This window comes from Pseudorhodoferax sp. LjRoot39 (assembly GCF_964253035.1).
Classification (GTDB): Bacteria; Pseudomonadota; Gammaproteobacteria; order Burkholderiales; family Burkholderiaceae_C; genus Pseudorhodoferax.
Map to the genome: position 1 here is coordinate 2989059 of NZ_CAXUQL020000001.1, position 13973 is coordinate 3003031.

Genomic DNA, 13973 nt, shown 5'->3' on the forward strand with positions numbered 1-13973 from the left:
CCGATGCAGCGGCGCCTGGCCTTGCCGCTGCTGCTGGCCTGCGTGCTGGCCGCCTGTGGCACGGCGCCGCCGGGCTTGCGCCGGCCCGCCGCCGGCCGGCTCGATCCCGAAGGCGCGAGCGACGTGGCCATGCATGCGCTGGGCCTGGTCGGCACCCCCTACCGCTACGGCGGCAACACGCCCGATGGCGGCTTCGACTGCAGCGGCCTGATCGGCTACGTCTACCGCCATGGCATCACGCCGGTGCTGGCGCCGCGCACGGTGGCGCAGCTGGCCGGCTGGGGCGCGGAGGTCGAGCGCGACACGCTGCGCACCGGCGACCTCGTGGTGTTCGGATCGCGCGCCACCCATGCCGGCATCTATGTGGGCGAAGGGCGCTTCGTGCACGCCCCGTCCACGGGCGGCACGGTGCGGCTGGACCGGCTGGACGGCCCGTACTGGTCGCGCCAGCCGGTTGCGTTCCGCCGGCCCTGATCCTGCGCACTCAGCTGCGCGTGACCCGGTCCAGCAGGCTGTACCAAGCCACGCCCGCCGCGATGTAGAAGCGCTGCCAGCGGTGCATCGGGATCGGCGCGATCGGCGTGATCGGAAACGGGAAGTCCGCGCCGGTGTCGAGCAGGCGGCCCGCGAGGTGCTTGCCCATGCTGGTGGCCAGGGCCACGCCGCGGCCGTTGTAGCCGAGGGCGATGCTCAATCCCGGCGCCGGCTCATGCACATGCGGCATGAAGTCGCGCGTGACGGCAATGCGGCCGGCCCAGCGGTAGGCGCAGTCGACCGGCCCCAGCTGGGGGTAGAGCAGCTGCAGCGAGCGTTCCAGGTGGGCGAAATCGGCTGGCCCCTGCGGGTCGGCGAAGTGGCCGCGCCCGCCCATCAGCAGCCGGCCCGCGGCGTCGCGGCGGAAGTACAGCAGCAGGCGCTGAGAGGTCGAGACCGTTTCGCCGCCAGGCAGGATGCTGCGCGCCGCCTCGCCCTGCAGCGGTGGCGTGGCGACGATGAAACTGTTGGCCGTGAGCACGGTCTGCCGCAGCCCCGGCCACAGCGCAGCGGTGTAGCCGTTGGTGGCGATGACCACGCGGTCTGCGTCCACCACGGCGCCGCTGGCGGTGGTTGCGCGCCAGCGCTGCCCGTTGCGCTGCAGCTGCACCACCTGGGTGCTGCCATGCACCATGGCGCCGGCTGCCTGCGCGGCACGCGCCAGGCCGCGCGCATAGGCCAGCGGCTGGATCGCGCCAGCCCGGCCGTCCAGCCAGCCACCGGCGAAGGCGTTGCTGCCCAGGCGCTGCGCCAGCGCGTCGCGCGCCAGCATCTGCACCGGCTCGCCGCGCGCTGTCCATTGGCGTGCGCGCGCGTGCATGGCCGCCACCGCCTCGTCGGTGTAGCCCACCTGCAGCCAGCCCTGGCGCACCGGCTGGCAGTCGATGCGGTGGCGGGCGATCAGGTCGAACACCAGGTCGGCCGAGCGCGAGACGGCCTGCACCAGCGCCTCCCCGCGTTCGGGGCCGTACAAGCGCAGCAGGTCCTGCGGGTCGTGCTTGAGCGTGGGGTTGACCTGGCCGCCATTGCGCCCGGAGGCCCCCCAGCCCGGCTCCTGCGCCTCCAGCACGCGCACGGCGACACCGGCCTCGGCCAGGTGCAGGGCGGTCGACAGGCCGGTGTAGCCGCCGCCGACCACCAGCACGTCGGTGCGCACGCTGTCGGCCAGCGCGGGCGTGGGCGGGGCCGGCGGTGCGGTCGCGGCCCACAGCGATGGCGGCAGGGGCTGGGTGCCGGTGGCAGCCTCGCGCGGGGCGGGCAGTGCAGGCTTCGTCATCCCACGGCCTCGCCGCCCTTGAGCACACGCCGCAGGAAGTCCTGCGTGCGCGGCTGTCGCGGTGCGCCGAGCACCTGCTCGGCCGCGCCTTCCTCGACGATCACGCCGCCATGCAGGAAGCAGACGCGGTCTGCCACATCGCGCGCAAACCCCATCTCGTGCGTGACCACCACCATGGTCATGCCCTCGTCGGCCAGCTGGCGCATGACGCCCAGCACGTCGCCGACCAGTTCGGGGTCGAGCGCCGAGGTCGGCTCGTCGAACAGCATGGCCTCGGGACGCATCGCCAGCGCCCGGGCGATCGCCACGCGCTGCTGCTGGCCGCCGGACAACTGGGCCGGATACGCCGCCGCCTTGTCCGACAGGCCGACCTTTTCCAGCAGCGCCAGCGCCGCCTCGCGCGCCCAGCGCGGGTCCTCACGCCGGACGTGGACCGGCCCCTCCATCACGTTGGCCAGCACGTCGCGGTGCGGGAACAGGTTGAAGCGCTGGAACACCATGCCCATGCGGCTGCGCAGGGCGTGGATGCTCTTGCTGTCGCGGTCCACCGGCTGGCCGAAGGCCGTGATGCGGCCGCCCTCGTAGGATTCCAGTCCGTTGATGCAGCGCAGCACCGTGGACTTGCCCGAGCCCGAGGGTCCGATCAGGCACACCACCTCGCCGGCATCCACATGCAGGCTCACGCCACGCAACACCTCGTGTGCGCCGTAGCGCTTGTGCAGCTGGTCGATGCGGATCATCGTTTTCTCCCCGCGCCCAGGCGTGCTTCGAGCCGACGCAAGGCCCAGACCAGCGGTAGGCTCATGAGCAGGTAGAGCAGGGCCACCAGCGTGTAGACCGTCATGTTCTGGAAGGTGGAGGCGGCGATGAGCTGGCCGGCGCGCGCCATCTCCGCCACCGTGATCGTGGAGACCAGCGAGGAGTCCTTGAGCATCATCACCAGGGTGTTGCCGTAGGGCGGCAGCGCGATGCGGAAGGCCTGCGGCAGCACCACGCGCCGCATCACCATGGCCGAGCGCATGCCCATGGCCTGCGCCGCCTCGCGCTGGCCCGGGTCCACGGCCTCGATGCCGGCGCGGATGTTCTCGGCCTGGTAGGCCGAGTACGCGATGCCCAGGCCGATCACGCCGGCCTGGAAGGCCGTGAGCTGGATGCCCAGGTCGGGCAGCACGAAATAGATGTAGAACAGCTGCACGATGATCGGCAGGCCGCGGATCAGGTTCACCACCGTGGCGCCGAACCAGGCCACGGGGCGCAAGGGTGAGAGCTTGAGCAGCGCCAGCGCCAGCCCGAGCACGCTGCTCAGCAGAAAGGCCAGCACGGTCACCTGCACCGTGACCACCGCCCCCTGCAGCAGGATGGGCAGGAAGTCGCGGGCGTGCTGGAGGAAGGTCGGGGCATTCATGGCAGGACCTGCAGGCCGCGGCTCAGATGCCCCACTTCTTCACGATGCCGGCCAGCGTGCCGTCGGCCTTGACCGCGGCGATGGCCTTGTTCAGGCTGGCCAGCAGTTCAGCGTCGCCCTTGCGCACCACCAGGCAGACATCGCCCACGTTCACGGGCTGGTAGCCGGCGACGAGCTTGATGCCCTTGAAGGTGTTCTGCTGGATCTGGTAGGCCATGATGGGCTGGTCGCCCAGGCCCGCCTTGATGCGGCCCAGCGCGAGGTCGCGCGTCATGTCGGCCACCGAGTCGTAGCTGCGCACCTCCTTGAAGATGCCCTTCTTGTTCAGCATGTCCAGGAACACGGTGCCGACCTGGGCACCGACGATCTCGCCCTTGAGCTCGTCCAGCGAGGTGTAGGCCTTGGGGTCCTCGGCCTTGACGATGAGGCCTTCGCCGTAGGAGTACACCGGGCTGCTGAAGTCCACCACTTCGGCGCGCGCCGCGGTCTTGAGCATGGCTGCGGAGATGACGTCGATCTTGTTGCCGGTGAGCGAGGGGATCAGCGCGGAGAACACCGTCTGCTGCACCTCCACCTGGTAGCCGGCTGCCTTGGCCACCGCCGTGGCGGTGTCCACCATCATGCCCTGGATGGTGTTGGACTTGACGTCCAGGAAGGTGAACGGGATGCCGGTCGCCGTGGCGCCGATCTTCAGCGTCCTGGCCCCCTGGGCATGGGCCAGAGGAGCCAGGGGAGCCAATGCGGTGGCGCAGGCGGTGAGTGCGAAGCGGCGGGTGAACGATGGCATGGTGAAACTCCTTCAGGACGGCGAAATGCAGGAACCACAATGGGGCACGCAAACGTGCTGAAATTGCTCCATGCAACACGCATGCCACTTAATGATTTAACAACATCTCTTATTGAATCTGATATGGTGACAAGCACCACTTGCAAATCGATATGCGATTTTTAAGACGAGAGCATCCATGACGGAGATTCCCCCTGGCGAAGAGCGCCACCTGCTGTTCAACCAATCGGTCGAGAAGGGGCTGGCGGTGCTGCGGGCGTTCAACGCGCAGCGCCGCACCATGCACCTGGCCGAGATCGCCGAAGCCGCCGGCATCAACAAGAGTTCGGCGCAGCGCATGGTCTTCACCTTCGAGCAGCTGGGCTACATCCGCAAGCATCCGGCCACGCGGCGCTACCAGCTCACGCCGCGGGCCATGGAGATCGGCTTCGCCTACCTGGCGGCCAATGCGCTGATCGACGCCGCCAACCCGTTCCTGGCCGAACTGGCCAAGCTCTCGGCCGAGACCTGCAACCTGACCGAGCCCGACGGGCTGGACATGGTCTACGTGGCGCGCTTCGTGAGTGCCCAGTCGGTGCCGGTGCACATGCCCATCGGCAGCCGCATCCCGATGTACTGCGCCGCCTCGGGGCGGGCCTGGCTCAGCGCGCTGCCCGAGGACGAGGCGCGCGCGCTGGTGCAGCGCTCCGACCGGGTGGCGCACACCGCCGCCACCAAAACCCAGGTGGACGACATCATGGACGCGGTGCGCCAGGCCCGCGAACGCGGCTATGCCACCAACCAGGAGGAGCTGTACCTGGGCGACATGACCTTGGCAGCGCCAGTGCTCGGCGCGCGCGGGCGGCCCGTGGCGGCCGTGCATGTGGTGGCGCCGACCAGCCGCTGGACCATGGAAGAAGCCATGCAGCGCCTGGCACCGGCACTGCTGCAGTGCGCGCGTGCGGTGTCGAGTTCGGCGCGCTTGATCGACTGATTCAGACCGGCGTGGCCTGCGCGCGCAGTTGCGGCTGGCGCGCCAGCACCGCGTCGCGCGGCCCGGCGTCGCGCACGCGGCCGGCCTCCATGACGACGATCTGGTCGAAGTGCGACAGCAGGCTCATGCGGTGGACGGAGGCGATCACGCAGGCCTGCGGGAAGGCGTCGGCGATGCGGTCCAGCACCCGCCCCTCGGTGGCCGGGTCGAGCGCGCTGGTCGGCTCGTCCAGCAGCAGCAACGAGCTGCCGCGGGCGGCCAGCACGCCGCGCGCCAGGCACAGGCGCTGGCGCTGACCGCCCGAGAGGTTGGCGCCGCGCTCGGTCAGTGGCGTGTCCAGGTCGCCGTGCAGGCCGGCCAGCACCTCGTCGAAGGCGCTGGTGTGGATGGCGGCCAGCAGGTCGGCATCGTCCTGCGGCAGGCCGAACGCCAGGTTCTCGCGCACGCTGGCCTCGAACACCTCGGTCTCCTGCGGGATCAGCGTGGCGATGTTGCGCAGCCGCGACCAGTCCTCTGCCTGGCCGTCGAGCAGCAGCTGGCCCGAGGCGGGCGGGTACAGGCCGGCCAGCACGCGCAGCAGCGTGCTCTTGCCGCCACCGCTGGCACCGACCAGCGCCACGCGCTGGCCGCGCGCCAGCTGCAGGTCGACCGCGCGCAGGCCGTGGCCGCGCGCACTGTCGGCGTAGTGCCAGTGCAGGTCGCGCAGCGCCAAGCTGCGCCAGGCGGCGCCGGCATCCAGCCGCTCGGCGGCTTCGTCGGCGCGCTGCGGCGCGGCCAGCAGCGGCTCGGCGCTGCGGTAGTCGGTGTGCATGCGCGCAAAGCTCTGGAAGTTGCCGGCCATGGAGCCGATCACGGTGGCGGTCTGCTGCGCGTACTGGTAGATCATGAACACGCCGCCCAGCAGCACGGCCTCGCCCGGCGTGCGCGTCTGCCAGACGTAGAGCACCACCAGGCCCCAGGTCAGCGCCAGGCCCAGGATGTCCACGGTGAACCACTTGCCCTCGCCGACGATGGTCGCGCGGCGCAGCGGGCCCGAGACCGCGCGCATGCGCAGCCGCATGAGTGCGCGCGAGGCGGCGGCCAGGCGCAGGCCGATCACGGTGGCGGTGTTGCCGATGAAGTCCACCAGGGCAGCGACGTAGCGCCGGTCGGCATCGTTCTCCTGGCGCGCCAGCAGCATCAGTGCGCGGTCGAAGCGCAGCACCACCGTGACGATCAGCACATAGCCGCCCAGGGCCAGTGCGCCGCTGCTGCGCGAGAGCAGCGTCAGCGCGATCAGCGGTCCGAAGAAATTGACGATGTTCTGCAGGTAGACGAACTGGTTCTGCGCGAAGTCCGCCAGCGCCCGGCTGGCCTGGTGCACGCGGTGCTGCAACTCGCCCGAGTGCTGGGTGCCGTGCCAAGCCAGCGGCGCGCCCGCGATGCGCGCGTAGAGCCGGTCGCCGAGCTGCTCGCGCACGTGCACGGCCACGTTGCGCTCGAGCACGCGGCCGGGGCCGTGCATGAGCCAGGAGGCGAGGTAGATGCCCAGCAGCGCGGCGATCCACTGGGCGGCGCCCTGCAGTTCGCCGCGCTGCAGCGCGTTGATGCCCTGGGCCGCCAGCCAGGGCATGGCCAGGCGCACCACCTGGGCACCGCCCAGAAGCGCCATGGCGCCGGCCAGTTGGACGCGTGCGCCCTCGGCGTGGCGCCACAGCGCGGCATAGAGCTCGCGCGCGGCATGCGCGGGAGAACTGGGGGAATGAACTTGCATGCGCAGACTCGAACGCCCGTGCAGTACCCAGGGCGAGGGCGCATGGTATCGCCCCGGCCGCGCGGCGCTCGCCAGTGCCGTGTCAGCCGGCCGCCATCACCAGCTGGGTCTGCGTGACCACGGCGCAGAGCTTGCCTTCGGCGTTGCGGATGCTGGTCTGCCAGACCATGGTGGTACGGCCGCGGTGCAGCGCCACGCTCTCGCCCGTGACCATGCTGCCCTGCCTGGCGCCGGCCATGAACTTGGTGCTGGAGTCGGTGGTCGTGGTGCGCTGGCCCGCGCCCAGCTGGATGAAGGTGCCGACTGCGCCCAGCGTGTCGGCGAACGCCATGTACGCGCCGCCGTGCAGGATGCCGCCGGCGGTGCACAGGTCTGGCCGCACGGCCATCTCGGCCAGCACGCGTTCGGGCGACAGCGCGGTCAGGCGCACGCCCATGAGGCCTGGGAACAGAGGGTCGAGCCGGGCCTGGACGGCGGCGAGGTCGGACATGCGCAAGTCTCCTGGGGTTGTCGTGCGATGGTCAGTGGCCGGCGGCGTGGCGCGCGTGCAGCTTCTGCATGCCGCCGAGCCAGCGCTCGTAGTCCTGGCCCTTGGCGCGCAGGTACTGCAGCACCTCGGGGTGCGGCAGCACCAGGAAACGGCCGTCCTGCATGGCCTGCACCACGTCGCCGGCCACCTGCTCGGGTGGCAGCACGCCGTCGTGCGCGGCCGAGCTGTCCGTGCCCTTGACCATGGGCGTTCGCACCGACTGCGGACACAGGCAGGCCACGCCCAGGCCGCGCCGACCGTAGGCGATGCGCAGCCATTCCGCGAACGCCACGGCCGCGTGCTTGGTCACGGCGTAGGGCGCGGTCTCGACGATGCTGAGCAGCCCCGCGGCCGAAGCCGTGACGAGGAAGAAGCCCTCGCCGCGTGCCACCATCTCGGGCACGACGGCACGCGCGGCCCAGACATGGGCCATGCCGTGCACCTGCCACATCGCATTCCAGAGTTCGTCGTCGAGCTCGATGCCGCCGGGTTGGCCCAGGATGCCGGCGTTCGACAGGTAGGCATCGACCTGGCCGAAGCGCTCGCGCGCCACGGCCACCAGGGCCTGGATCTCGGCCTCCTGGCGCACGTCGCAGCGCAGCGCCAGGCCCACGCCCGCGGGCAGGCTGTCGGCCACTTCCTGTGCCGCCGCCTGCTGGATGTCGGCAACGACCACCCCACGCGCGCCTTCGGCGGCGTAGCGCTGCGCCAGGCTGCGGCCGATGCCGCTGGCCCCGCCCGTGACGATGACGACCTTGTTCCGGATGTCCATGCTTCACCTCGTGGATGCGCCAGCGCGCGATGGGCGCCAGTGTGTCAGCTCGGGGCCGCGCCCTGTGTCGCGGTGTAGACGGCATAGACCGACTGGCTCGCGATCATGAACAGCCGGTTGCGCTTGGGCCCGCCGAAGGTCAGGTTGCCGCAGACCTCGGGCAACCGGATGCGGCCGATCAGCTTGCCCTCGGGGTTCCAGACCGTGACGCCGTTGTAGCCCACGGCGCGGCCCGCGTTGCTGGCCGCCCAGATGTTGCCGAACACGTCGGCACGGATGCCGTCGGGCCCGCACTTGACGCCGTCGACCATGCAGTCGCTGAACACGCGCTGGTTCGACAGCTTGTGGTCCGCGCCCACGTCCAGCACATGGATGTCGCCCTTGCCGGCCGGACCGGTGCTGGCCACGTAGAGCTTCTTGAAGTCGGGCGAGAAGCACAGGCCGTTGGGGTTGGGCACCTTGTCGTCGGCGATCGCCACGTCGAGCCGGCCGCTCGGGTCCCAGCGGTAGACCTGGGTCGGCAGTTCCTGGCGTGCATCGCTCACGCCGGGCGGCTGGCCGATGCGGTTGTTGAGCCGGCCCGCGCGGTTGCTCTTGCCGCCGGCCGGATCGGGTGTGCCCTCGTACAGCTGCGCGCCGTAGGGCGGGTCGGTGAACCAGATGCTGCCGTCAAGGTGTGGCACGGCGTCGTTCGGCGAATTCAGGCGCTTGCCGTTCCACCGGTCGGCCAGGATGGTGATGGAGCCGTCGAGTTCGTAGCGCACCACGCGGCGCGTCAGGTGCTCGCAGCTGATCTGGCGGCCCTGGTGGTCGAAGCAGTTGCCGTTGCTGTTGTTCGACGGCGAGCGGAACACCGAGACATGGCCGTCGTCCTCGATCCATCGGTGCTGGCGGTCGGCCGGGATGTCGCTCCACAGCAGGAACTTGCCGACCGAATTCCAGGCCGGGCCTTCGGCCCAGCCGGCGCCGGTCCACAGGCGCTGGATCGATGCGTTGGGCTGGGCCAGGTCGTTGAAGGACGGGTCGACCGCGATCACGTCCGGGTCCCAGAAGTAGGTTGTGGGCGGAGCGCCGGGACCGAAGTCGCGCGGCGGTGTGGTCACCGTGCTGGGCGGGCCCGGCGTGCCCTTGGTCTGCGCGCCCGCGCCGGCCGCGGCCAGCGCCGCCAGGCCGGCGCCCGCCTGCGAGAGGAATCTGCGCCGGGGCGGCGTGCTTGCAAGGGGGGCGCTTTCGTCGGCGTGCGCCTGGCCTGAAGTGGCGTTCAATGCCATGCAATGTCTCCTCGTTGTGTGATGCCTCTGGGCGAGGCACGCCACGATAGGAGGCATCAGGTCATCAGACAAGTCGGCGCGCGAGGCGTTACAAATGGATGCGTACTGCGCCGGGCTTGCCCGGATGGACGGCGCCGTGGCGCCCACCGAGCATGCGGGTACCGGTGCTTCTGCATCCGCCATCGCCGCCACCATGACCGATACCTCGTCTTCCGCCGATCCCGCCGCGCAACGCCCGCTGCCCGCCATCGATCTGCAGGGGCTGCACTGGGGCGCACCGTTCCAGTGGCTGGCCGCGGGCCTGCGCGACCTGGGGGCGGCATGGCGCCAGTCGCTGTTCTTCGGTGTGTGCTTCTGGTGCATGGCTGTGGTGCTGATGCGTGTGTTCATCGCCCGCCCCGAATACGCCATGACCCTGGTCTCGGGCTGCTTCCTGATCGGCCCGTTCCTGGCCATGGGCCTGTACGACATCAGCAGGCGCCGCACTGCGGGCCTGACACAGGACCTGGGCGCCTCGCTGATGTGCTGGGACCGGCACATCGGCAGCATGGGCCTGCTGGTGTTGGTGCTGATCGTGCTGGAGCTGCTCTGGGGCCGCGCCTCGCTGGTCGTGTTCGCGGTGTTCTTCGATACCGGCATGCCGTCCACGGCGGGTGTGCTGGAGGCCATCTTCAACCCGCGCAACCGGGCGTTCGTGGCGGTGTACCTGCTGGTGGGCAGCGTGTTCGCGGGGCTGGTGTTCTCCACCTGCGCGGTCTCCATCCCGATGATCCTGGACCGCGACACCGACGCCATCACCGCCGGCCTGCGCAGCATCCAACTGGTGCTGGGCCGGCCGGGCGTCATGCTGCTGTGGGGCGCGCTGATCGTGCTGCTGACGCTGGCCGCGTTCATGCTGCCCTGGGCGCTGGGCATCCTGGCCGTGGTGCCGTGGCTGGGCCACGCGACCTGGCATGCGTACCGCCAGGCCACTGCGGCGGCGTAGGCACCCAGGCCGTCCGTCGCGGCCGCACGTCGGAGCGCAGGGGCCGGCCCGCCCGACAATGTGCGCATGTCTCCCACGCCCCGCACCTCCCGCTCGCCTGCCGCCCCGCACCAGCCCCTGCCCGAGCGGCTGCGACCCAAGACGCTGGGCGAGGTCGTTGGTCAGCAGCAGTTGCTGGGCGAGGGCATGCCGCTGCGCATCGCCTTCGAGTCGGGCCGCCCGCATTCCTGCATCCTGTGGGGCCCGCCCGGCACCGGCAAGACCACCATCGCGCGGCTCATGGCCGATGCCTTCGATGCGCAGTTCATCGCGATCAGCGCGGTGCTCGGCGGCGTCAAGGAGATCCGCGAAGCTGTCGAGCGCGCCACCATCGCGCGCGACGGGCTGGAGCAGCGCGGCACCATCGTCTTCGTCGACGAGGTGCACCGCTTCAACAAGAGCCAGCAGGACGCCTTCCTGCCGCATGTGGAGAGCGGGCTGTTCACCTTCATCGGCGCGACCACCGAGAACCCCTCGTTCGAGGTCAACTCGGCTTTGCTGTCGCGGGCCGCGGTCTACGTGCTGCAGCCGCTGGGCGAGGAGGAGCTGCGCCAGATCGTGGCCCGGGCCCAGGCCATCCAGGCCGTTCCCGCCATCGAGGACAAGGCGCTGGACCGGCTCATCGCCTATGCCGACGGCGATGCGCGCCGGCTGCTCAACACGCTGGAGACGCTGGCGGTGGCCGCGCAGCAGGAGAAGCTCGTGTGCATCGACGACGCCTGGCTGGTGCGCGTGCTGGGCGAGCGCATGCGCCGCTACGACAAGGGCGGCGACCAGTTCTACGACAGCATCAGCGCGCTGCACAAGTCGGTGCGCGGCTCCGACCCCGACGCCGCGCTGTACTGGCTCGTGCGCATGCTGGACGGTGGTGCCGAGCCGCGCTACATGGCGCGCCGCCTGGTGCGCATGGCCAGCGAAGACATCGGCCTGGCCGACCCGCGCGCGCTGCGCTTGGCGCTCGACGCGGCCGAGGTCTACGAGCGCCTGGGCTCGCCCGAGGGCGAACTGGCGTTGGCCGAATGCGTGGTCTACCTGGCCGTGGCGCCCAAGTCGAACGCGGTCTACACCGCCTACAACCAGGCGCGTGCCTTCGTGAAGCAGGACGGCACGCGGCCCGTGCCCATGCACCTGCGCAACGCGCCGACCAAGCTCATGAAGAGCCTGGACTACGGCAAGAACTACCGCTACGCGCACGACGAGGACGAGGGCTTCGCGGCCGGCGAGCGCTACTTTCCCGACGGCATGGACGAGCCCCAGTTCTACCGTCCTGTGCCGCGCGGACTGGAACTCAAGATCGGTGAGAAGCTGGCCGCGCTGCGCGAGAAGAACCGCCAGCAGCGCGGCTGAAACGGCGCTTTTCACAGAGGGAAAACCCCGTCTGAATACACGCCAAACCGGCGGATACCCGTGACTACAATCCCGCCCCAACCCGCTGCTGGCACAGGCTTGGCGGGCTTTTTGCTAGTCCCCACAAAGGGCTATGCGCAGGGCGTACCGGAACGGAGAAGTCGATGGATATCTTGCTACAGCAGATCATCAATGGTCTGGTCATGGGCAGCATGTACGCACTGGTGGCCTTGGGCTACACCATGGTGTACGGCATCATCAACCTGATCAATTTCGCCCACGGCGAAGTGCTCATGGTGGGTGCGCTCACAAGCTGGTCGGTCATCGGCCTCATGCGCGACGGCATGCCGGGTACACCCGGCTGGGTCATCCTGATCATCGCCATGGTGATCGCCTGCATCGTCGCTGCCACACTGAATTTCGTGATCGAGAAGGTGGCCTACCGGCCGCTGCGCAACAGCCCCAAGCTGGCCCCGCTGATCACGGCCATCGGCGTCTCCATCCTGCTGCAGACGCTGGCCATGATCATCTGGAAGCCCAACTACAAGGCCTACCCCACGCTGCTGCCCAGCGACCCCATCCACATCGGCGGCGCGGTGATCTCGCCCACGCAGGTGCTGATCCTGGGGCTCACGGCGGTGTCGCTGGCCGTGCTGATGTGGCTGGTCAACTTCACCAAGCTGGGGCGCGCCATGCGTGCCACGGCCGAGAACCCGCGCGTGGCCGCGCTGATGGGTGTCAAGCCCGACGTGGTGATCTCCGCCACCTTCATCATCGGCGCCGTGCTGGCGGCGATCGCCGGCGTGATGTACGCCTCCAACTACGGCACGGCCCAGCACGCGATGGGCTTCCTGCCCGGCCTGAAGGCCTTCACGGCCGCGGTGTTCGGCGGCATCGGCAACCTGGGCGGCGCCGTGGTCGGCGGCATCCTGCTGGGCCTGATCGAGGCCATCGGCTCGGGCTACATCGGCCAGCTCACGGGCGGCGTGCTGGGGAGCCACTACTCGGACATCTTCGCCTTCATCGTGCTCATCATCATCCTCACGCTGCGGCCCTCGGGCCTCCTGGGCGAGCGGGTGGCGGACCGGGCCTGAGGAACGATGCCATGAGCTTCCTGCAAAAGAACAAGCCGCTGACCCTGGTGGTCTGCGCCATCGTGCTGATCGCGTTTCCGCTGGTGCTGCAGAACTTCGGCAACGCCTGGGTGCGCATCGCCGACATGTCGCTGCTGTACATCATGCTGGCGCTGGGCCTGAACATCGTGGTGGGCTATGCCGGCCTGCTGGACCTGGGCTTCGTCGCGTTCTTCGCGGTCGGTGCCTACATGTTCGCGCTGCTCGCTTCGCCGCACCTGACCGACACCTTCGAGGCGTTCAAGGCCATGTTCCCGAACGGCCTGCATTCCTCGCTATGGCTCGTGATACCGCTCGGGGCCGGCATTGCAGGGCTGTTCGGCATGCTGCTGGGCGCGCCCACGCTCAAGCTGCGCGGCGACTACCTGGCCATCGTGACGCTGGGCTTCGGCGAAATCATCCGCGTGTTCCTGAACAACCTGGACCATCCGGTCAACCTGACCAACGGCCCCAAGGGCATCAACCAGATCGACTCGGTCAAGCTGTTCGGCCTGGACCTGGGCCGCTCGCTGAAGATTGGCGACTTCACGCTGCCGTCGGTCACGCTGTACTACTACCTGTTCCTGGCGCTGGTCGTCATCAGCATCGTCATCTGTCACCGGCTGCAGGTGTCGCGCATCGGCCGCGCCTGGATGGCGATCCGCGAAGATGAGATTGCTGCCAAGGCCATGGGCATCAACACCCGCAACATGAAGCTGCTGGCCTTCGGCATGGGTGCGGCTTTCGGTGGCGTGGCGGGCTCCATGTTCGGCGCTTTCCAGGGCTTCGTCTCGCCCGAGTCGTTCAGCCTCATGGAGTCGGTCATGATCGTCGCCATGGTGGTGTTGGGCGGCATCGGCCACCTGCCCGGCGTGATTTTGGGCGCGGTGCTGCTGTCGGCCCTGCCCGAAGTGCTGCGCTACGTGGCCGGCCCGCTGCAGGCCATGACCGATGGCCGGCTCGACGCGCCCATCCTGCGCCAGCTGCTGATCGCGCTGGCCATGATCGTCGTGATGCTGCTGCGCCCGCGCGGGCTGTGGCCTTCGCCCGAGCACGGCAAGTCGCTCAACAAGAAGATGGCACCCGACCCGGTGCCCGGTTCGGCTCAGGCCATCACGCCCGGCGTGGACACGCCGGCTGACGCGGTGCCTGGTGCGGCCAACCGGCCCATGTCCATCAACCCCTGAAGC

General features: G+C 69.7%; 14 protein-coding genes. 6 read left to right on the plus strand and 8 right to left on the minus strand.

All coding sequences use genetic code 11. The features are described from left to right. Window positions 1–3: 3 nt before the first annotated feature. Entirely contained in the window at window positions 4–474 is a 471-nt protein-coding gene (locus tag ACSQ4M_RS14135) for a C40 family peptidase (protein ID WP_436190134.1), read from the plus strand. Between the two features lie 10 nt (window positions 475–484). Here ACSQ4M_RS14135 and ACSQ4M_RS14140 read toward each other — a convergent pair whose 3' ends face one another. The 4 genes from ACSQ4M_RS14140 to ACSQ4M_RS14155 are packed head-to-tail and all read right to left on the minus strand — an operon-like array spanning window position 485 to window position 4002. Then, the gene (locus ACSQ4M_RS14140) at window positions 485–1810 is read right to left on the minus strand and encodes an NAD(P)/FAD-dependent oxidoreductase (protein ID WP_436190135.1); all 1326 of its coding nucleotides are present in this window, start codon (window positions 1808–1810) and stop codon (window positions 485–487) included. Next, on the minus strand, window positions 1807–2550 hold the full coding sequence (locus tag ACSQ4M_RS14145; RefSeq protein ID WP_436190136.1) for an amino acid ABC transporter ATP-binding protein: 744 nt from the start codon (window positions 2548–2550) through the stop codon (window positions 1807–1809). Before ACSQ4M_RS14145 ends, ACSQ4M_RS14140 begins: the two co-directional genes overlap by 4 nt. Next, a complete protein-coding gene (gene ehuD / locus ACSQ4M_RS14150) occupies window positions 2547–3215 on the minus strand; it encodes an ectoine/hydroxyectoine ABC transporter permease subunit EhuD (protein WP_436190137.1) in 669 nt (222 codons plus the stop codon). The genes ACSQ4M_RS14145 and ehuD overlap by 4 nt, the downstream gene beginning before the upstream one ends. 22 nt (window positions 3216–3237) lie before the next feature. Next, a complete protein-coding gene (locus tag ACSQ4M_RS14155) occupies window positions 3238–4002 on the minus strand; it encodes an ABC transporter substrate-binding protein (protein ID WP_436190138.1) in 765 nt (254 codons plus the stop codon). A gap of 178 nt (window positions 4003–4180) precedes the next feature. On the opposite strand from ACSQ4M_RS14155, the gene ACSQ4M_RS14160 reads away from it, so the two are divergent. Beyond that, window positions 4181–4975, plus strand: coding sequence for an IclR family transcriptional regulator (locus ACSQ4M_RS14160; protein WP_436190139.1), 795 nt, complete (start codon window positions 4181–4183; stop codon window positions 4973–4975). A 1-nt stretch (window position 4976) separates the two neighbouring features. Here ACSQ4M_RS14160 and ACSQ4M_RS14165 read toward each other — a convergent pair whose 3' ends face one another. The 4 genes from ACSQ4M_RS14165 to ACSQ4M_RS14180 all read right to left on the minus strand — a co-directional run bounded on the left by ACSQ4M_RS14165 (window position 4977) and on the right by ACSQ4M_RS14180 (window position 9300). Next, the gene (locus tag ACSQ4M_RS14165; protein WP_436190140.1) at window positions 4977–6728 is read right to left on the minus strand and encodes an ABC transporter ATP-binding protein; all 1752 of its coding nucleotides are present in this window, start codon (window positions 6726–6728) and stop codon (window positions 4977–4979) included. 82 nt (window positions 6729–6810) lie between these two features. Next, entirely contained in the window at window positions 6811–7218 is a 408-nt protein-coding gene (locus tag ACSQ4M_RS14170; protein WP_436190141.1) for a PaaI family thioesterase, read from the minus strand. A 31-nt stretch (window positions 7219–7249) separates the two neighbouring features. Further along, window positions 7250–8029, minus strand: a complete 780-nt coding sequence (locus ACSQ4M_RS14175; protein WP_436190142.1) for an SDR family oxidoreductase — start codon at window positions 8027–8029, stop codon at window positions 7250–7252. Window positions 8030–8073: 44 nt separating this feature from the next. Continuing rightward, a complete protein-coding gene (locus tag ACSQ4M_RS14180) occupies window positions 8074–9300 on the minus strand; it encodes an SMP-30/gluconolactonase/LRE family protein (protein WP_436190143.1) in 1227 nt (408 codons plus the stop codon). A gap of 193 nt (window positions 9301–9493) precedes the next feature. Here ACSQ4M_RS14180 and ACSQ4M_RS14185 point away from each other — a divergent pair, with 193 nt between their 5' ends. From ACSQ4M_RS14185 to ACSQ4M_RS14200, 4 genes are all read left to right on the plus strand, one after another. Beyond that, window positions 9494–10285, plus strand: coding sequence for a DUF2189 domain-containing protein (locus ACSQ4M_RS14185; protein WP_436194010.1), 792 nt, complete (start codon window positions 9494–9496; stop codon window positions 10283–10285). A gap of 66 nt (window positions 10286–10351) precedes the next feature. Beyond that, window positions 10352–11671, plus strand: coding sequence for a replication-associated recombination protein A (locus ACSQ4M_RS14190; RefSeq protein WP_436190144.1), 1320 nt, complete (start codon window positions 10352–10354; stop codon window positions 11669–11671). A gap of 164 nt (window positions 11672–11835) precedes the next feature. Beyond that, window positions 11836–12765, plus strand: a complete 930-nt coding sequence (locus tag ACSQ4M_RS14195) for a branched-chain amino acid ABC transporter permease (RefSeq protein WP_436190145.1) — start codon at window positions 11836–11838, stop codon at window positions 12763–12765. A gap of 11 nt (window positions 12766–12776) precedes the next feature. Continuing rightward, on the plus strand, window positions 12777–13970 hold the full coding sequence (locus tag ACSQ4M_RS14200) for a branched-chain amino acid ABC transporter permease (protein ID WP_436190146.1): 1194 nt from the start codon (window positions 12777–12779) through the stop codon (window positions 13968–13970). Window positions 13971–13973: the final 3 nt, after the last annotated feature.

Excerpts from the sequence above, each read along its gene's own strand:
- ACSQ4M_RS14175 (WP_436190142.1), bottom strand. The coding sequence starts at position 8,029 with ATGGACATCCGGAACAAGGTCGTCATCGTCACGGGCGGGGCCAGCGGC.
- ACSQ4M_RS14160 (WP_436190139.1), top strand. The coding sequence starts at position 4,181 with ATGACGGAGATTCCCCCTGGCGAAGAGCGCCACCTGCTGTTCAACCAA.
- ACSQ4M_RS14140 (WP_436190135.1), bottom strand. The coding sequence starts at position 1,810 with ATGACGAAGCCTGCACTGCCCGCCCCGCGCGAGGCTGCCACCGGCACC.
- ACSQ4M_RS14135 (WP_436190134.1), top strand. The coding sequence starts at position 4 with ATGCAGCGGCGCCTGGCCTTGCCGCTGCTGCTGGCCTGCGTGCTGGCC.
- ACSQ4M_RS14170 (WP_436190141.1), bottom strand. The coding sequence starts at position 7,218 with ATGTCCGACCTCGCCGCCGTCCAGGCCCGGCTCGACCCTCTGTTCCCA.
- ACSQ4M_RS14200 (WP_436190146.1), top strand. The coding sequence starts at position 12,777 with ATGAGCTTCCTGCAAAAGAACAAGCCGCTGACCCTGGTGGTCTGCGCC.
- ACSQ4M_RS14195 (WP_436190145.1), top strand. The coding sequence starts at position 11,836 with ATGGATATCTTGCTACAGCAGATCATCAATGGTCTGGTCATGGGCAGC.
- ACSQ4M_RS14185 (WP_436194010.1), top strand. The coding sequence starts at position 9,494 with ATGACCGATACCTCGTCTTCCGCCGATCCCGCCGCGCAACGCCCGCTG.
- ACSQ4M_RS14190 (WP_436190144.1), top strand. The coding sequence starts at position 10,352 with ATGTCTCCCACGCCCCGCACCTCCCGCTCGCCTGCCGCCCCGCACCAG.
- ACSQ4M_RS14165 (WP_436190140.1), bottom strand. The coding sequence starts at position 6,728 with ATGCAAGTTCATTCCCCCAGTTCTCCCGCGCATGCCGCGCGCGAGCTC.
- ehuD (WP_436190137.1), bottom strand. The coding sequence starts at position 3,215 with ATGAATGCCCCGACCTTCCTCCAGCACGCCCGCGACTTCCTGCCCATC.
- ACSQ4M_RS14155 (WP_436190138.1), bottom strand. The coding sequence starts at position 4,002 with ATGCCATCGTTCACCCGCCGCTTCGCACTCACCGCCTGCGCCACCGCA.
- ACSQ4M_RS14180 (WP_436190143.1), bottom strand. The coding sequence starts at position 9,300 with ATGGCATTGAACGCCACTTCAGGCCAGGCGCACGCCGACGAAAGCGCC.
- ACSQ4M_RS14145 (WP_436190136.1), bottom strand. The coding sequence starts at position 2,550 with ATGATCCGCATCGACCAGCTGCACAAGCGCTACGGCGCACACGAGGTG.